Annotated in this window: 12 protein-coding genes; 9 read left to right on the plus strand and 3 right to left on the minus strand. The window is 54.7% G+C overall.

The window, feature by feature from the left end:
• Positions 1-96: 96 nt before the first annotated feature.
• The 3 genes from CCALI_RS03105 to CCALI_RS03115 are packed head-to-tail and all read right to left on the minus strand — an operon-like array spanning position 97 to position 4,522.
• Positions 97-1,149 carry a sugar ABC transporter substrate-binding protein gene (locus tag CCALI_RS03105; protein ID WP_016482016.1) on the minus strand — a complete coding sequence of 351 codons (1,053 nt, stop codon included), beginning with the start codon at positions 1,147-1,149 and terminating at the stop codon, positions 97-99.
• Positions 1,146-2,096: an ABC transporter permease gene (locus CCALI_RS03110; RefSeq protein ID WP_016482017.1), complete on the minus strand. Its 951-nt coding sequence runs from the start codon at positions 2,094-2,096 to the stop codon at positions 1,146-1,148. Before CCALI_RS03110 ends, CCALI_RS03105 begins: the two co-directional genes overlap by 4 nt.
• A gap of 20 nt (positions 2,097-2,116) precedes the next feature.
• The gene (locus CCALI_RS03115) at positions 2,117-4,522 is read right to left on the minus strand and encodes a DUF2961 domain-containing protein (protein WP_016482018.1); all 2,406 of its coding nucleotides are present in this window, start codon (positions 4,520-4,522) and stop codon (positions 2,117-2,119) included.
• Between the two features lie 129 nt (positions 4,523-4,651).
• Between CCALI_RS03115 and CCALI_RS03120 the strand changes: the two genes are divergently transcribed.
• From CCALI_RS03120 to dnaG, 9 genes are all read left to right on the plus strand, one after another.
• Positions 4,652-5,503: a lysophospholipid acyltransferase family protein gene (locus CCALI_RS03120; RefSeq protein WP_081648249.1), complete on the plus strand. Its 852-nt coding sequence runs from the start codon at positions 4,652-4,654 to the stop codon at positions 5,501-5,503.
• Positions 5,504-5,571: 68 nt separating this feature from the next.
• Complete coding sequence (locus CCALI_RS03125; protein ID WP_016482020.1) at positions 5,572-6,810, plus strand: DegT/DnrJ/EryC1/StrS family aminotransferase; 1,239 nt, start codon at positions 5,572-5,574, stop codon at positions 6,808-6,810.
• A gap of 19 nt (positions 6,811-6,829) precedes the next feature.
• Positions 6,830-8,014 carry a hypothetical protein gene (locus CCALI_RS03130; protein WP_016482021.1) on the plus strand — a complete coding sequence of 395 codons (1,185 nt, stop codon included), beginning with the start codon at positions 6,830-6,832 and terminating at the stop codon, positions 8,012-8,014.
• Between the two features lie 9 nt (positions 8,015-8,023).
• The gene (locus tag CCALI_RS03135; RefSeq protein WP_155850462.1) at positions 8,024-11,032 is read left to right on the plus strand and encodes a hypothetical protein; all 3,009 of its coding nucleotides are present in this window, start codon (positions 8,024-8,026) and stop codon (positions 11,030-11,032) included.
• Between the two features lie 169 nt (positions 11,033-11,201).
• Positions 11,202-12,353, plus strand: coding sequence for a Gfo/Idh/MocA family protein (locus tag CCALI_RS03140; RefSeq protein WP_016482023.1), 1,152 nt, complete (start codon positions 11,202-11,204; stop codon positions 12,351-12,353).
• A complete protein-coding gene (locus CCALI_RS03145) occupies positions 12,350-13,549 on the plus strand; it encodes a 2'-deoxycytidine 5'-triphosphate deaminase (RefSeq protein WP_016482024.1) in 1,200 nt (399 codons plus the stop codon). The genes CCALI_RS03140 and CCALI_RS03145 overlap by 4 nt, the downstream gene beginning before the upstream one ends.
• Positions 13,509-14,876: a peroxiredoxin family protein gene (locus CCALI_RS14765; protein WP_172636620.1), complete on the plus strand. Its 1,368-nt coding sequence runs from the start codon at positions 13,509-13,511 to the stop codon at positions 14,874-14,876. Before CCALI_RS03145 ends, CCALI_RS14765 begins: the two co-directional genes overlap by 41 nt.
• A 14-nt stretch (positions 14,877-14,890) precedes the next feature.
• Positions 14,891-16,399, plus strand: coding sequence for a carboxypeptidase M32 (locus CCALI_RS03155; RefSeq protein ID WP_016482026.1), 1,509 nt, complete (start codon positions 14,891-14,893; stop codon positions 16,397-16,399).
• 11 nt (positions 16,400-16,410) lie between these two features.
• Positions 16,411-18,462: a DNA primase gene (dnaG, locus tag CCALI_RS14770; RefSeq protein WP_016482027.1), complete on the plus strand. Its 2,052-nt coding sequence runs from the start codon at positions 16,411-16,413 to the stop codon at positions 18,460-18,462.
• Positions 18,463-18,490: the final 28 nt, after the last annotated feature.

Here is an 18,490-nt window from a genome sequence, read left to right on the forward strand (position 1 = left end):
TGATTTTGGCAATAGGCTGAGCGCCAGATACTCCCACTGAAAGGGCGCTTTCTACCATCTTCCGCTCCCCTACAACGCATCGGTGGCTCCCACCAACTACTTTAGAAACTGAGCCACATTGGCCTTCGTCACGATAACACATGGAGTCTTTACCACTGGCGGGACCTTTTTGCCGCTGAGATAGTCGTTAATTGTGTCAATAACGGCCTTTCCTATCAGGTCAGGCTGGGTCGCCAAACAGGCCGTATACTTTCCATCGCGGATCGCCTCCAGTGAGGGTCTATTACCATCAATGCCGATGGTCAAAAGTTGCCTTCCGGCATCTCTCGCCGCCTTGGCCGCTCCAAGTGCCATCTCATCACTACATCCAAAAACAAGGTCGAGATTTGGGAAACGCTGAAGCCAATCTCGTGTAATCGCCGTGCCATCGGCTCGAAGCCAATGACCGTTCTGCTCGGCGACGATGTGGATATCCGGGTACTTCTTAAGCGCGTCCTTAAATCCTCCCGCACGAAGGTTTGTGTGGTCTCCCGGCTCTCCATCGAGTATCGCCACGTTGCCCCGATAGGCTCCATACTTTTGCTTTAGTAGCTCTGCAGCCTCCTCGCCGCACTTGCGCCCACCCTCGTACTCGTCATAACCAATGTACGACACCACCTGCCCCCCGCCTTCAACTGGGGATATCTGATTGTGCACAAAAATGGGGATATGAGCCCGATTGCAGTTCTTAATAATATTGACCAGCGCCTGCGGATTGATCCCACATACGCTGATCGCCGCCGGATGGCGCTGAATGATGTCTTGCACCAACGCCACCTGCCCCGTGTAGTCGCTTTCACTGGAAGGAGCCTGATCGATAATGGGAGGAAGCCCAAGACGTTTGGCCTCTTCAGCTGCAGCCGCCGCCAGGGTAACATGAAATGGACTTGTCTTTGCCGGTGAAACCACCGCAATGACGCGTTGGCTCAGAGCGCCGTTCCCTCCCTGTCTAGAGGAGGTCGCTCCCCCCGAGCCAGAAGGGTTACTGCTGCAGCCCGCTAGCGCAAAGAAGAGCAGGCCTATCATCAGACCTCTTTGGAAGGCAGTCCGCCTAGCAATAACGTCCCTCTCAACACGCAGCAGCTTTCCCTCAGCAAATGAACGGTTCATAGTCGTGCACCTCTTCTCTTTTGGATTTCGTCGAACGCCACAGCCCCCATTATAATCGCCCCGATGGCCACTTTTTGCCAGTTCGAGTCGATGCCCGCAAGATCAAGCCCGTTGCGAATGAGCCGCATGAGGAGAGCGCCCGCCAACGTGCCCACAAGGTTCCCGCGACCACCGCTCAGACTTGTTCCCCCGATAACGACCGCGGCTATGGAGTTCAACTCAAGGTCAATACCGGCATCTGGTACGGAAGCACCCACCATCGCCGTTTCGGCCAAGCCAGCAAGCGCTGCCAAAATGCCACACAGAATATAGACACCGAGTTTGATCCGGTTCACCTTCAGGCCGGATAGATGCGCAGCTGTCTCATTGCCGCCAATGGCATAGATGGCCCGACCAGTGGCGGAACGCGATAACCAAAGGTGGCTAATCCCGTATAACACGAACATCAGCACCACTCCCACCGTTACCTGACCGGGGAGCGTGTGACCTAAAAAGGTGTAGCCATGTGGCAGATCAGTGATACCAGTTCCATGGGAAACAATGTAGGCTAGGCCGCGTACAATGGACATGGTGCCTAACGTGGCGATGAAGGGAGGCAAATAAGCCTGTGTGATCGCGAGCCCATTGATGAGACCAACAGCCCCACCCACAGCTAAGCAGCACAGCACGCCAATAACGGCGGAGTGCCAAAGGCCACCGGTATGCTGCGTAATCAACCAAGCCCCTAGAAACGGCGCCAAAGCAGCCAAACTTCCTACGGAAAGATCGATCCCCTCGGTGAGAATCACCATCGTCATCCCAACCGAGACGATCGCTATCTCCACCGACTGATCGAGAACATTTAGCAGATTTGAAGGCTGCCGAAACTGCGGTAGCCAGATGGCAAAGAAAAATGCCACCACGATAACGGCAACGTAAACGCCAGCATTACGAACGATCTCTCGCATATGCCTCCTAGAAATACGGGTTAGGGCAAAGGCTTTAGCCCTATCGCATCTACTCCAATAAGGTAGTTGGTGGAAGCCGGGTTCTTGCCTACCGCTCGAAACGTAAGCCGATGCACGCCCGCCGTTAGCATCACGTTCCCCAAAATGGTCTGGTCTTTGGCCTGAACATTGGGAGTGTAACAATCGGTTGGCTGCCCTATCGGGTTGCCATCAAGCAACACCTGCACAATGGCATAATCTCTCGCCGTCGTGTAGTAGACCGACAGCTCATAGCTACCCGTTTTTTCCACAGGGAGCTCCACGGTCATCTGGGCACCCTGCCGATGGCCGGTAAACCAGAGCTGCTGGTTGTTATCCCAGTAGGGGCCAAACCCGGTCATGTCTTGAATCTGGGCTTCGCCATCGGTTGCCTCCACGACTTTTAGGTCGGTTGCCGGAATGCTATTTGGATGCAGTAGGCGTCGTAACGTAAGATAGTCTAGATACAGCGTCTGCCCTGTGGGTATCTGAAAGAACAGGGTGTGATCGCCAGCTGTTAGATGAAGCGTTTGGTGCACACTATTTGTTTCATCGGCCCGAATCGCTTCCGTTGGTGCAGGGCCGACCTGCTTAGGATCATCTACCGCCCAGTTCTGACCTAGTCGCGCTGTGCCCGCCAACGGTGGCTGCACCAACGAGAGTATGTAGTCCCCCTCCTTGGCGACGGGCAGCACACAAGCGGCCGTTCCACCATGCAGCTCCACAACAGCACCACCGCTGGCTAGGACGGGCAGGTTCATGTCGTCTATTACCTGCGGGTCTCCGGAAGTCCACCGCAAGCTCTCCGCTTCTATAGCATCCTGAGCGTGCCAATGCGTCGGTGTCAGTTGTGTCGGATCCAGAGGCGACCAGTTGTCGTCAGGTGCTGTTTGGTACCAATAGGCCACACAGGCGTAGTCCGACCCAGGATAGTTGTCAATAGGGCCATGCTGAATATCCACACGAATAGATTTTTGGAAAGGAACGCAATCCGTGATCTGGTACCGGTAGGCATCCACCCTCGAGTGCGCCTCATCTTTGAGGATACAGCCATGGAAGGCCTCGTTAAAGGGGCCTTCATCGAAATACCAGCCGGCGGTGTAGAAGTCCTCTGTCCCTGTTCCTATAATGGAGGGAAACGATTCTCCATCCACCCAAATCTCTTCATTTCCTTCCAGAAACCAAATCCCCCTGTCGCCCTGCATGGCCGTGTGTTCACCCACATACAGGCCACGTCCCTGTACCTCGAGAATATGAAAGTTCTCCCCCTCTTTGTTGATCTGGCGGTGCCAGCGCGCGTGAAAATACCCTGCGTCTTTCAACGGCTGTCCCAAACGGTGATAACGCATCTGAAACAGTACGTTCACCGACCTCTGCCCATAGTTTATCAGCTCAATCCGTGCGCTCTTGGTAAAAGGCATCGGCCAGTAGCAAAAGCCACCTTGGTCGTTCATAGCGTCCGGCAGTGCAGCAAACGTCTCCTTTCCGAAACCGGCGCCAAAGAAATCGCCTACAGGCGCCTCTACAGCCGGACGGGTGGCACCGTCCCAGTAGATACGTAGAACCGTTTGGCGAAGGGTGTATCTGTTCGCTGGATCAAGACGGATATGCAGAGCATCTATCTCTCCAGCTCCAGAAAGGTTCGCCAATGTCAATGGCTGTCCGGGCACACATTCCGTTTGAACATCTTGGGCCTGCTCTTCCACCACAGAGGGCTTTGGGTCTAGCCCGAGATGCCCCCACTGCTCTAAGACCTCCCCAAGAGCAGCCAACTCTTTCTGATGAAGCTGCGGTGAAAAGGTGGCGATCCGTGTACTATCCGGATAGAGTTGGTACTCTACATGATAGTACATCGGCCCCGGATCGGTCACCGTAATGAGGCAGTGCTTCTGGAAAGGCATCGGAAAGTAGCAGTACCATCCACCGCTTTTGTGTCCTACTAACGGCTGCAGAAAGGGGGGTACCTTGCCAAGAAAGAAGTCCTGCATGGCGCAATCTATGGTGGGCGTGGCTGCTCCATCAAAATAGATGCGCAGGTGCCCCGCTGCATTAGCCGACCAGAACCGATAGATGCACCCCGGCCCGCGAATATCGGCGAGCACCGCCGTATGTCCCTCAACCCTCAGAAAATGCCCAAAATCGGCGTTGTAAAAGTTCCGGTCATAGCTCGAATCCTGCACGCACCGACTATCGCGCAAATAGGGCAGTAGATCGAAACGCGAAAGCAGCTCCAAGCCGTAGGGCAATGGTGGCGAGTGGGGAAGTGCTGCCCGTGGCGCTAACGATAAGGTCGAGCCAGGCCCGTTAATAGGGTTTGGTAACGCGACGGGTGACTGTTGAGCATACAAAAATTCCGCGCCTAAGGCGAGTATTACCGCTATAAGCGCCTGACATAACGTTTGGTACATCCTTCTTTCCTTGTAGCATGAAAACCCGGTGTGTGGATAAGGGATTTCGACAAGCAGGTAGAATATTCCTTCAGGGTACGGGAAAGAGACACTTCTTAATCTGAGTAACTTTCGGATAAAATCCTATTCATGCGGCCACGAAGCGAGCAACCGATCAACCCTAAAATCCCTTGGCTTAAAGAGGGGTTTATGCGATACTATGTGCCGCGCTATCTCAAACGACATTTCCATACCCTCTATCTCTATGGCGACGCCCCCCGAATCCCTTTGGACGATTCGATTCCCCTTATCGTCTGTCTCAACCACAGCAGTTGGTGGGACCTTTTTGTGCCCGCGTTCGTCGAACATCGTCTGTTCCATCATGATGTGTATACCGTGATGGACGCTCAACAACTCCAGCGCTATGCCCTCTTTTCCAAAATGGGCGTTCTCGGAGTCGATCGCACAAGCCTTCAAGGCATCAAAGCCTTTTTAGATACGGTGGAACACCTGCTCAAAGATCAACCGCGCTCGCTTTGGCTTACCCCTCAAGGCGAAATGGTGAGCAACTATCAACGACCTATTCAGTTTCAACCAGGGCTCGCTCACATCGCCATGAGACTGCAGCGGTTTCATCTCCTGCTTGTGGCCGTACACTATGAGCTCTGGACAGAACGCTTGCCAGAGGCGTTTGTCCACTTCTCTGAACCGGCCTTCGTAGACGCTTCTGAACCGGCCTGGAATCCTCGCATGTTCCTTCGACAGCAAGAGGTACGGCTGCAAGGCTTACTCGACTCCTTGCTGATTGCCGTTCAACGGCGCGACACCACCTGCTTTCAACCGCTCTTACGGGGAGCAAGCGGCACCGCCCCCCTTTACGACGCCTTACGCGCTCTACGCGCGCGATGGCAACATCGTCCCTTCTTCCAAGAGCATGGGGCCGTTGCCACTCCCTCTTGGAGACGGCGAAAAGGGAAATCAACCAACGATGAAGAATTTTGATCTGAAAAGCGTCCCCGAAACACTGAGGACCAGGTGTTCCTTCCCTAAGGGAAGAAAGGAGGCTGCTCATGTTCGCAACGACTCAAGAACTGCTGGCTATTAACGGCGGCAAGCCTGTTCGCGACCGACAACGGCATCCCTGGCCACGATGGCCTATCTTCGGCCACGCTGAAGAGCAGGCGCTGAAACGAGCACTTCAAAGCGGTCAATGGTGGTATGTCGGCGGAGTAGAGGGCGTTAGCTTTGAAAAAGAGTTTGCTACGTTTCAGCAGGCTCAATACGGTGTCGCCTGCACGAATGGAACGGCGGCCATCGAGATCGCCATCCGTTCTCTTAACATCGGCTACGGCGACGAGGTCATTGTCCCCTCCTATACCTTCATCGCCTCGGCAAGTGCGCCTCTCATGGCTGGCGCCCTGCCCGTGTTCGTAGATGTAGACCCACAAACCTACAATATAGACCCCGATCAGGTAGAGGCCGCAATAACCCCAAGGACGAAAGCGATTATCGCCGTTCATCTCACCGGTCGCCCTGCCGACATGGACAGGCTTTTGGAAATAGCGAAGCGTCACAACCTCTATCTTATTGAGGATGCTGCTCAGGCTCACGGCGCTGAATGGCGTGGGCGTCGTGTAGGAGCCCTGGGCGATCTTGGCACCTTTAGCTTTCAAGCCTCGAAAAACCTGAACGCGGGCGAAGGCGGCATCGTTCTCTCGAATAATGAGGCGCTTGCTGATGCTGCCTGGTCCATTATGAACGTTGGACGCTCTCGCGGCGGGCAATGGTACGAACATCCCTTCCCTGGTAGCAACTATCGTATGACGGAGTTTCAAGCCGCCCTTCTGCGCGTTCAGCTGCAACGCCTCCCCCAACAGATTCAGCTCCGTTCGCGCAATGCTGCCTATTTGCGTCAACTGCTCGCGCAGATTCCCGGCATACTGCTGCCCATCGAAGATGAACGGATCACCTGCCAGTCTTATCACCTGTATGCCTTTAGGTACCAAAAAGATGCCTTCGGAGGCCATAGCCTTGAGGAGTTTCTGCGCGCCCTGAACGCCGAGGGCATACCGAGCATGTCCACCTATCGTCCCCTCCATCAACAACCGATCTTCGCTCACCATGCAGCACGTCTCGCCGCCCTCACCGATGGCAAAATCACCATGGACTATACAAAAATCCATCACCCCGTCTGCGAGCAACTCTGCGCGGAATGCGTCTGGCTTCCTCAATATGTGTTGCTCGGCACGCAACAAGACGTGGAAGATATCGCAACCGCCATCGCGCGCATCCAAAAAGCTTGGACATAGCTTAGAAGGACACAAAACGATGAACTTAAAAACTTCCCTACTGATCGCGCTAGCCTTCTGCTTGGCTGGCTCTGCGTCGAAAGCCCAGTCAACAGCTCTTCTCACCGACACCTTCACGGAGAATACGGCTCCGTGGACGAACCTGGGGGGTGTCGGCATCCGCGTAACTCATCAGGCTACCGAGCTTCCACCCAATGCAAAAGGGGCGCTGGTATTTACCTACACCGTGAATCCTCAAAAGCAGGAGGCCAACAACGCACTGCCCTTTCAGGCGCTCATTCGCCCTGTGAAACCGGGCACGCTCGCCGCTCTTCAAGCCATCCGGTTTCAAGCCTACAGCGATATCGGTGCCCCCTTTATTTGCGTTCTCTCCGAACATCAGGGTGGCCGCTATCTACAGATATTTTGGCTCCCACCTAAAACCTGGCAGTCCATCACCCTCTACCCCAAAGACTTTTGGCTTTCCGATAATAAAGGCGACCCGCCAGACCCCGACGGGAAGCTCGACCTGGATCAGGTAGAGGCCATTGGCATCGTTCCGATGAATACCTTACTTACTTCCTTCATGAGCACCGATCCCCAAATGGTGGGCCTGCTGCAGCCTAGCTCCGGCCAATATACGTTTCGCCTCGCCGATTTTGAGGCGCTCTCCAATATAGCTGCAGCTCCACCTCCAAAGCTACCGGATGACGAAAAAGGTGTCTGGATTGACCCACTTAATGAAGAGATCATCCATTGGCTCCTCATCGGCTCGCAAGAGATGCAGTACGATCTCCATCCTCCTTTTCCTGGCCACGCTATCGCAGTTCACTATCAACAAGGTCCCACCCGCCTTATCCTGCTGCTACACGACCTCCATCGCGTCGCAATGGAGAATACCGATCGCATCGTCTTTCAGGCGGCTGCAGAAAAGGGGGTCCGCCTTGCCGTTTCGCTTCAGATGAAGGATGGGGCTCGCTATTTCCAGCTCGTAGACATTCCGGGCGATTCCAAACCAACAACCGTCTCGGTCAACATCGCCGCCATGCAGCCCGAGCCCGACTCGCAAGAGGCCCTGAACCACCCCATAGATACCGGCCAACTTACGACTCTGATCCTCGCCGACGTCTCTTTCTTGTTCGGTCAACCCGAGCAGCAGAACACCATCTGGATCGGGCCGGTGCGTGCCGTTCAACAGACTATTGGCCCCAGAACAAGCAAGTAGGCGCAACCGATGACTTCAAGACAACGGCCAGACGGCGCCCAAAACCCGCGTGTTCTATCACGTCGCGCCCTCTTGGGCAGTGCGGCCTGGAGCGGCCTCTTCTTGTTCTCTGGCAATGGTTTTGCAAAGGAGCAGGTTATGACGAGTTCTGTGTCTAACAACACCCCTCTTGTTGCCTTTCCAGGCCCCTGGAGCTTCCTCTTACCAAAATCGAGCATTATTCTGGTCAGCGACCAAGAGCTAGAAACCCTTGCACGAGACCCCGATCAGCCTATCAACCTCAGCCTAGATACGACTCCACGGATGCAGAGCCTCCGTTCCGTCTGTGAAGCAGCTCAAGCAGCCGGCCATCGTACCCTTATCGTCGCCTTCGACCAGTTTTTCACTCAATATCGCCCGGGCCAAAATGCCCCTCGCAAGCTAATGCCCGATAGCGAAGAGTATATCAAACTTATTGCGACCATCGGCCAATTCGCTCAAAAGTATGGGCTTGCGTTAGAGCTTAGCCTGCTCAGTCCCCTGGAAATTGGCCCCTCCTACGTGAAGCAGACCGGTGAATCGGGCATCTGGATGCACTACCGAAAAGGCCTGCGCGATCCAGCCACTGGTGCCTACAGCGTTCAGCTTTGGCGACAACAGCGCTGGACCAACAACAAAGGCCCCATCCGCGTAGAAGATGCCGGCGTGCGCGTTTTCGCCTTCCGTCAAAACCCCCTCTACGGCACCCCCTATCTCGTTGTAGACCCGAAAACCATTGTGGAGATCACAGACACAGCCCACGTCGAGATTATGGGTCCCACCGAAGGCAGCGTCGAGGCCGTGCGCGTGCGGATCTATGGAAGAGGCCAAACCGACATCGGCCCTCTCGATCGCGTTCTCGTCGTCCAAATCTATCGCACCCCAGAAATGGACTACTTTAGTGAAAAGGCGCTTCCCTACCTAAAAAACCTCGTGGACCGCTATGTAGACGCGGGAGTAAAGCTGAACGGGCTTTACTCCGATGAGATGCATATCCAGCAAGATTGGGACTACTTCCATCATCACGATCATGGCGAATTCGCCATGCGCTACGTGAGTCCAGGCCTGGTTCGTGCCTTTGCCGCCAAATATGGTAACGAGTACCAGGATTTTGCAAAATATCTGCTCTATTTCGTCCATGGTCAAGAGGATAAGGCGCTCGACCTCACCGCAAAAGAGGGAGCGATGCACGTCTTTGGCTCAACACCAGAGGATATCCATGCCACCGCGCTTTTTCGTGCCCGCTACTATCATCTCCTGCAAGATGGCGTTGTCGCCCTCTTTACCGAAGCGAAGCGCCATGCCGAACAGCGGATGGGACATCCTCTTGAGGCACGAGCGCATGCTACCTGGGCCGAAAGCCCTACCATTGACTACTGGCGGGTAGGACAGGAGCCCGACAACCCGGCAAAATACGAGTACACCTCAAACTTCGTCTGGTCGAATACCGTTCAGCAGGCGGCAGCAGCCTGCTACGACTACTTCTCTTGGGGCGACTTCCTCACCGGCAACGGCAACGATCATGCCGAAGGCGGCTACGCCGATCGTGACTACTTCGCACTTGCCCTCGCCTGCTCAACCGGTATCCTTAACACCATCCCTTACTCGTACGCTGCCTACTGGGGAATGCCAGGGCCCGTGGCCGACCGAAGAGGCGCTTTGGTAGATACCTATGGAGACGCCGGCTCTCCTTTCTACGGCATGGTTCAAGACATGCAACATCGCGATGTAGATGTCCTTATGCTCTATCCTATAGATCTTGTGGCTGTAGAAGAGCGTTTTGGCAGTTGGATGACGCTCTATGGCTACGCAAACTACGTGACCCAAGCCAAACTTTTAGAAAGGGGCAGAGTTGTCGGCGGCGCTATCGAGATGGCAGGCCGACGTTTTTCCACACTGGTTACCCTTTTTGAACCGTTTCCCTCGCAGCAACTCCTCTCCCTGATTCGGCAGATGTTGCAAGCAGGAGGACGTGTCATCTGGTCAGGCCCGCCTCCTCTGCTCTCGAATGAGGGGCAACCTATCCTTACCACATGGAGCGAGATCTTCGGGGTCTCCTACACCCCCTCTCAAGAATGGGGCAAGATGGTGCCAGGAAGGGAAGTTCGCTTCGCCGGCCTACTCAAAAACGTTAGCCCGCAGATCATTCTTACCCACCTGCTTCCCGATCGCATCTATCCCGTCATTCCTCAGAAGAGCGTCGAGGCGATTGCTTCCGTTCAAAACCAGGTTGTTGGCACACACCGCTCGTTTCCGAACGGTGGCTCCGCCGTTTTCCTCGGCTATCGCCCTCGAGACGATCAGGCAGCCAGTCTCGGCTACGAAACGCGAAACTGGTTCGAGGTGCTTACGGCCCTCGGCGCCTATCCACCCACCGGCCGCTTTGCCCACACGAACGACAACACCGAGTACCTTTCGCGCACAACCGATTACCTTTGCTGTCGTTTCCCCAACGGAGCGATCGCTATCGCGCGGCATTTTCGACACACGCCTGAGCTATGGCAAGGCGGTTTTGCACGAGATCCTAAAGCGGATCAGGACTACCTGCAGCAACATCCGCTACCTTCCTCACAACTGCAGCTAAAAAATTTTCATGTTCATGGCCACACGATAACCTACGAAGGTGACCTGGCGGTTACTTTCCGCGTTGACGATCGTCATCGCATGGTTGCTTTTGCCGGTCGGAACGCCAACCGCATCGAGGTGGATGGACATACAACCGTTTTTGCGGATACCCCCATGCCTCTAGTCGCCTGGGCACCCGTACCTCCCGAGTGTCGGGTGCCACATGGGGCCATTCTCCGTATTTTTGCTGTCGGTGAAGGCACGGTTCGAATCCCTCTTCTCCAATCGCTGCGAGAGGTACAGCTCTTTGTCGAAGGCCCTCAGCCTGGCAGTCGTGGCGATGCCCTGCCGGTCCGCATCGAAGGGGACGTTCTTGTCTTTACCTTAACATCTGCCCACTCCGGCCGCTGGCTCTACGCCGTCCCGCAATCGTAGGGCACCCCGATCCCTCCACAGCTGTTACCCCTTATCGCCGCCAATGACGCGATGGATAAGGCCTTGCTGTGCTTCAACATCGGAGAGACACCCTCCTCAAAGCAGGGAATTGTCGCAGAAACGGCGAAAAAACAGGTAGATTCTATGCTTAAGGTAAGGAGTTTTCTCTATGACTAGTGAAGTTGTTCGCTTTGGGGTGATCGGTGTAGGAGGGATGGGAGCAGGACACTGCAACATGCTTTCCAAAATCCCCGAAGCAAAGCTTACGGCGGTGGCCGATGCCGATGAGGCGGCCGTGAAGGCAGCCTCTGAAAAGTTTGGCGTCCCCGGCTTTACCAACCACCTTGCGCTGCTGGAAAGCGGCCTTGTAGATGCAGTGATCATCGCAACCCCTCACTATTTCCACCCTCCTATTGCCATAGATGCATTTGAACGGGGTATCCATGTGCTTTCCGAAAAACCGCTGGCCGTCACCGTCTCTGCCGCAGACGCAATGATCGCTGCCGCTCGCCGTTCCGGCCGCAAATTCGGCATCATGTACCAGATGCGCTCCGAGCCGCATCACCTCGCGGCAAAACAGATCGTTGAGAGCGGTGCACTTGGCGAAATCTATCGTACAAGCCTCGTTATGGGTTGGTATCGCAGCCAAGCCTACTACAACTCCGGTGGCTGGCGTGCCACATGGGCGGGTGAAGGAGGTGGCGTGCTGATCAATCAAGCCCCTCACTACCTTGACCTGTTTTGCTGGCTCGCCGGACTTCCTGCATCGCTTATCGGCACGACCCGCACGCGTCTTCACGACATTGAAGTGGAAGATGAGGCCTATGCGTTCCTTACCTATAAAAATGGGGCCCATGGCTACCTCTATGCCTCCACAATGGAGGTTCCGAATCACAATCTACTCGAGATTTGTGCCGATCGCGGCAAGATCGTTATTCATGGTAGCCGCCTCCAGTACTTTCGCGTTGAAAGCTCCATTCGTGAATTTACCTACACCACCAAAGAGATGTGGGGCAGCCCCAAAGTCACCGAAGAGCCGGTCACCCTACCAGAGGAAAAACCCCTTAAAGGTCATGCCGCGATTACCCAGAACTTCGCCCGTGCCATCCTCTATAATGAGCCGCTGCTAGCTCCAGGAGAAGAGGGCTTAAATGCTATGGAGCTCATTAATGGCATCATTCTCTCCAGTAAAACCCAAAGCCCTGTAGAACTACCCGTCAATAGGGCGGCCTACGACCAGCTTATCGAGCAGCTGAAAGCAGCATCGAAAGCGAAAACGAACGTTGAAACCCAACGCGTCACCGATCCAAACTTTGTATGAGGAACTACACAGACCCCAATAATGGGGTTTTTCCGGCTCAGTGGATACGTCAGGCTTTCGAAAAAGGCTGGATCGATGCCGAAGAGCCGCTTCGATCCGGCCAAATCCAGCCTAATAGCCTCGATCTGCGACTGGGCACAGTGGGCTATCGGGTTCAATGTAGCTTTCTCCCCGGCGAAGAGGGAATGGCACAAAAACTGGCACGCTTCGGTTGGTACCGTTTCTGTCTTCCGGAGGAGGGCGTGGTCCTAGAGAGAAATCAGGTCTACATCTTTCCTTTGATGGAACGCCTTGCCTTGCCACAAAACGTGCGTGGCCGCGCGAACCCGAAATCCACCACAGGACGCCTTGACGTATTTTGCCGTCTCGTTACGGAACATGGGGTCGCCTTCGACGAAACCCCACAGGGCTATCAAGGCCCCCTCTACCTGGAAGTGGTACCGCGCTCGTTTGCTATCCGAGTACGCGCGGGTGACGCTCTCGCACAAATACGTTTCCAAACCGGTGAACCCCGCCTCTCTGCCGAGGAAACCCGCGCTCTTCTCGATGAGGTTCCCATCATTCTCAGTTCCGAACTGCTGCCGCTCCGCTCCCGAGATCTGGCCATCTCTAACGGAATCCTCCTCTCTATCTACCTCCCACGTTATAGCGGCCAAGGCCGACAGGCTACCATCGGCTATCAAGCGCGCAAGAATACCCCTCCCATTGACCTCCGCGCCATTGGTCAAGCGCGCAAACGCCACTACTGGGATCGACTCTACGCCGACGGAAAGCCCATTATCCTGGAGCCGGACGAGTTCTATATCTTTCGCTCTCGTGAGCTTGTTTGCCTCCCACCCACTATCTGTGCGGAGATGGTGGCCTTCGACGCCGGCAGCGGAGAGCTGCGTACCCACTATGCGGGCTTTTTTGATAGCGGATTTGGCTATGCCGCTGCTCTCCCGGCCACCGAAACGGCAGCTGCTGTGGTGCTCGAAGTGCGCAGCCGTGATGTCCCCTTCCTTATTGAAGATGGACAACCCCTCTTTCGCATTCATCTCCTGCGCTGCACCGAAGAGCCTGAATTTCTCTATGGCGCCCAGGCCGGCTCTAGCTACCAATCCCAACGCGATGTGCGGCTTAGTAAACAGTTTACCGGAGCTCAAGAAGATGAGGATGATGATAAACCTCAACAGCGCCTTAACTTGCTTTCTTAATCGCCTTCTTATCGCCAAACAGAAGGCAGGCTCTTCCTTCAGCCGCGCTATCTCCATCGTCCTCTTGGGAGGATCACTCCTCGCAACTTCCCTCCCTTGCCGAGCCGATACGTTCCATTTCGATCTCGTTACCGGCCCTGAAGTTCGCGAAGTTGTTCCAGAAACCACACCAAGACGCGCTCCGCTGTTCCCACAATGTCCGCCTCAGGTCACAAAACTGCCTTCCAATCTCGTCAATCCCTACTTTGCCTTCATTCCACTTTGGCCTAATGGCAAAGAGATAGACTACGTCGCCCTCGTTCAATTTCCACCCCATAAACCACCTATTCTCATTGTGGACGCAGACCTCGATGGCGACCTTACCAACGATCCGCCCGTCCAATGGAAAACGTTTCCCTATAAGGCAGCAAACGGCCAACAGCTCACGCGCTACGAGGGCGATGCGGTGCTTCATGTGCACTACAGCCCCGATCACGTCGTAGATCTTCCCATGCATTTCATCCTGCTCGACCCCAACGATCCCAATGCGGCCGCCTACGGCCAGTATCTGATCTACCTTCCCGACTATATTCGTAAAGGGGAACTTATCCTCAATAACGTCAAATATACAGCCTACCTCTACGACCTCCTTGCCCGAGGCGACTTCAAATGCGATGTTAGCGCCTCCTTTCCCGGCAGCCTCCTTCTCATTGACGTGAACCATAATGGCAAAATTGACGCCCGCGGCGAGATCTATCGTGCCGACCGACCATTTAACATCGGCGGGATCACCTATCAACTTACTATCCCTGACTACGACGGCAGCACGGTGGTGGTGGAGCGCTCCCCAAAATCGGTTCCAGAGATTCCCCCTCCACCCGATCTAAGCATCGGGCAAATAGCCCCTGCGTTCACCGCCACAACGCTTAACGGCACCCTCGTCCATTTCCCACAAGACTACCGGGGGAAACGCGTGCTGCTCTACTTCTGGGGCTCCTGGTGCCCCCATTGTCAAGCACAACTTCCGTATGTAATCGCCGCTTATAAAAAATACCACTCCAAAGGCCTTGAGATTTTAGGTATCTGCATCGAGCCGGCCAACTATCGAAAGCAGCTGAAGGATTTCCTCACAGCACACCATATGACATGGCCAGAAGTCTACGACGGAAAGTATTGGGAAACAGCTGAAGCCCAGCTCTATTTCATCCATATCGTGCCTTACCCTATCCTCATTGATGGCGATAGTGGGCGCATTCTGGCAGGTAGAGAGCAGCTTCTCGGCACGGAACTCGACAAGACGCTTGCTCATTTTCTGCCCCCTCAACCCTCTTCGGTATCATCACGTTAAAGGAGACGAAAGCCTTGACCCATGCTCTCGACCAATTAAAAAGCTACCTCGCATCCATCACGCGCCTCCAACAGATCGGCGGTCTGCTGTCATGGGATCAACAAACCATGATGCCTCCTAAGGCAACAAACGCGCGCGCTGAACAGATGGCAACCCTTGAATCCTTTATACATAACCTATTTACTTCTCAAAAGACGGCCGAGCTGCTCGCCAAATGTGAATCGGAGCTCACAGAAGCCGATCCGGATAGCGATGAAGTGCGGCTCGTACGCGTTACCCGCCGTGATTATGATCAAGCCACAAAAATACCGGCAGCCCTCGTTGAGGAGCTAGCCAGACATCAAGCCCAATCTCATGAAGTTTGGGTACAAGCACGACGTGAGAACAATTTTTCGCTTTTTGCCCCCGCCCTCGAAAAGATGTTTGCGCTCACTCGGCAAAAGGCGGAAAGCCTCGGCTATCAACACCACCCTTACGATGCACTTATCGATCTTTACGAGCCGGGCATGACCTATAACGATACGGTGGCTCTTTTCGATTCCCTTAAACCTGCTCTCGTCGAGCTTGTAAAAAATATCGCCGAGACAGGACGCCAATTTGATGATTCCTGCCTGCAGGGCGATTTCCCTATTGCAAAACAACATACCTTTACACAAGAGGTCGTGCAAGCTCTGGGTTATGACCTCACCAGGGGTCGCCAAGATCCTGCCCCTCACCCATTCTGCTCTGGCTTCTCTCGCGATGACGTACGTATTACCACCCGGTTTGATACGCATCTGCTCATCAAGGCGCTTTTTGCCTCGATTCATGAGGCTGGGCATGCCATGTACGACCAAGGAACGCCTGAAGCCTACGAGGCTACCCCCCTCGCTGGAGGCGCAAGTCTGGGCGTGCACGAAAGTCAGTCCCGCTTTTGGGAAAATATGGTCGGCCGTAGCTACGCCTTCTGTAAATGGATTTTGCCGCGGCTTCAGGAGGTCTTTCCCGATCCCTTCGCAAACTTGAACGCTTTGGAACTCTACCAAGCCATTAACCGTGTCCAGCCTTCCTTTATTCGCGTAGAGGCCGATGAGGTCACCTATAACCTCCATATCCTCCTTCGTTTCGAGTTAGAAACCCAACTACTCGACGGCACGCTGTCGGTTAGGGACTTACCCGATGCTTGGAACGCGAAGATGCAGGAGTATCTCGGCATTACACCGCCCAACGATGCGCTAGGCTGCCTCCAAGATATCCACTGGGCTGAGGGGCTTATCGGCTATTTCCCCACCTACACCATCGGCAACCTGCTCTCAGCCCAGCTGAGGGAGGCGATGCTACAAGACCTTCCAAACCTAGAAACGCTTATCGAACAGGGAGAGTTCTCGCCTATTCTTCAATGGCTGCGTCAGCATATCCACGTCTATGGCCGTAAATTCCTGCCACAAGAGCTCGTTATCCGCGCAACCGGCAAGCCCCTCTCTGCGGCTCCCTACCTCGCTTACCTGCAGACCAAATTCAAAGAGCTTTATGCCTTTAAATAAAGTAGGAACCTATGCTTCGCGATCTACAAGCTTTAAAAGAGGAGATACGCGCTCATAACGACATTGTAGACGTTATCGGCACCTACGTTCGCCTGCAACGGGCAGGCAAAGACTACAAGGGGCTTTGTCCTTTCCACGATGACAAACGCCCTTCCTTCCACGTTAGCCCCACCTTACAGATATACAAATGCTATGCATGTGGTGAGGGAGGGGATGTTTTTAAATTCATCCAGAAAATGGAGAATCTGGAGTTCCTCGAAGCCATGGAGTGGTTGGCCAAAAGGGCAGGTATTCCATTCGACCGACATCGCCTAAGCGGTGAGGGCACGAGCCGACGCGAGCAGATGCTGGCGCTTAACCGCCTTGCCTTAGAGTTCTTCTGCCAACAGCTGCAGCAGCATGAAGAGGCCAAAGCCTATTTGCTGAACCGCGGCGTGCTCCACGAAACGCAAAAGCTTTGGGAGCTAGGCTATGCCCCCGCGAGTTGGGATGCCCTTCTTACCTATTTAAAAAAGAAGGGCGCCGACCTCTCCTTAGCCGCCGCTTTGGGGTTGATCAAATCGCGAAAACTTGAGGGAAGCGGCTTTTACGATACCTTTCGCCATCGCATTACCTTTCCTATCCACGATATTGGCGGCAACATTATTGGCTTCGGAGGGCGCGCATTAGACCCCGCAGAGCCAGCAAAATACATCAACTCCGATGCTTCCCTTCTCTTCGATAAATCACGCGTTATTTATGGACTCCATTTTGCGCGTCGCAAGCTTGCACGCGACGTGCCGCCGGTTTTTGTAGAGGGCTATCTCGACGTGATCGCAGCCCATCAAGCCGGTTTCACCCAATGTGTAGCCACATTAGGCACTGCGTTTACCGAACATCACGCGCGTATTCTCTCTCGCTATAGCCCCAAAGTTATTATTTGTTACGATAGCGATGAGGCCGGTCTACGCGCCACCTTTCGTGCCGCCATTATCTGGGAAAGTCTTGGCATCGAGGGTGCCGAAGTGCGCGTCGCGCGCCTACCTACAGGGGAAGACCCCGCCTCTCTCTTACAACAGCCAAACGGGATCGAAGAGTTTCAACGCGCCCTCGATCATGCCGTTCCACGCATAGATTTTCTTCTGGAACGCATTTTGGAAAGGCACAACGTGCAAACGGAAACAGGCCGAAGCGATGCCCTCGCCGAAGCGATAGCCCTCCTCGCTACCGTTGAAAAGCTATCGGTACGAGCGCGCTATGCTGATCGCATTGCCTTTCTTCATCCGCTCTTTGGAAAGACGGGAGTTGAGCGGGTCATCGAACAGATATTGGCCGATATCGAGACGGCAGCCCTCCATCTTCGAGGAGGCCAAGCCCCCCGAACACTAGGCTACCCGCTTACTGAGGAAGCGAACAGAGGCCCCCTTCGAGAGCAACCCCCCTTGCCCGCATTTCGACCCACATCGCTACCACAGGCGCCAGCGTCTTCTCTACGCAATGCCCTGCCTGGGCGAACCACAAAGCGTGGCCCGTCTAGCACCCCGCAGAGCCCGTCAAACGTCCAGGAACCGTTACCACCGCAACAGCTTAGTCGGGTAGAAAAAGCAGAACGCCAGCTGCTGCGGGCTCTCTTCAGCGCCGAATGGCGGCTGCGCCTTCTGGAATACCTGCGTCCTGAGCTGATGGTGACTCCCTACGGCGTCAAGCTTTTGGACTGGATCGCCCATACACCTCCGCAAGCCGACGGCACCATAGACCCGCGCCCCCTCCTCGATCGGGCACTTGCTGAAGAAGCGCAAAGCAGTGAGAAAACAAGCTCGCAAAATTCTTTTCCGTTTTCCCGATTTCTGCTAGAAATCTTGCAGGATTCTGCTTACCTCGTGTCGAATGAAGCGTTACGATCAGAGGTGGTAGATGGGTGCCTCCAACAACTGCAAAGTTACCTGTTGGAACGAGAGAAGCGTGAGCTTGCTCAGCGACTGCAACAGGCCGTGAGTGAGGCTGAACGTCGAGACCTCCTCGAACAGTATCACCAGAAGGTGCGCCTCATCCGAGGCTCTCTTAACAAAGCGCCGAATCTTTAGATGCAGAGCCTCATGCGCCCCCTCTGAA

This window comes from Chthonomonas calidirosea T49, assembly GCF_000427095.1.
Classification (GTDB): domain Bacteria; phylum Armatimonadota; class Chthonomonadetes; order Chthonomonadales; family Chthonomonadaceae; genus Chthonomonas; species Chthonomonas calidirosea.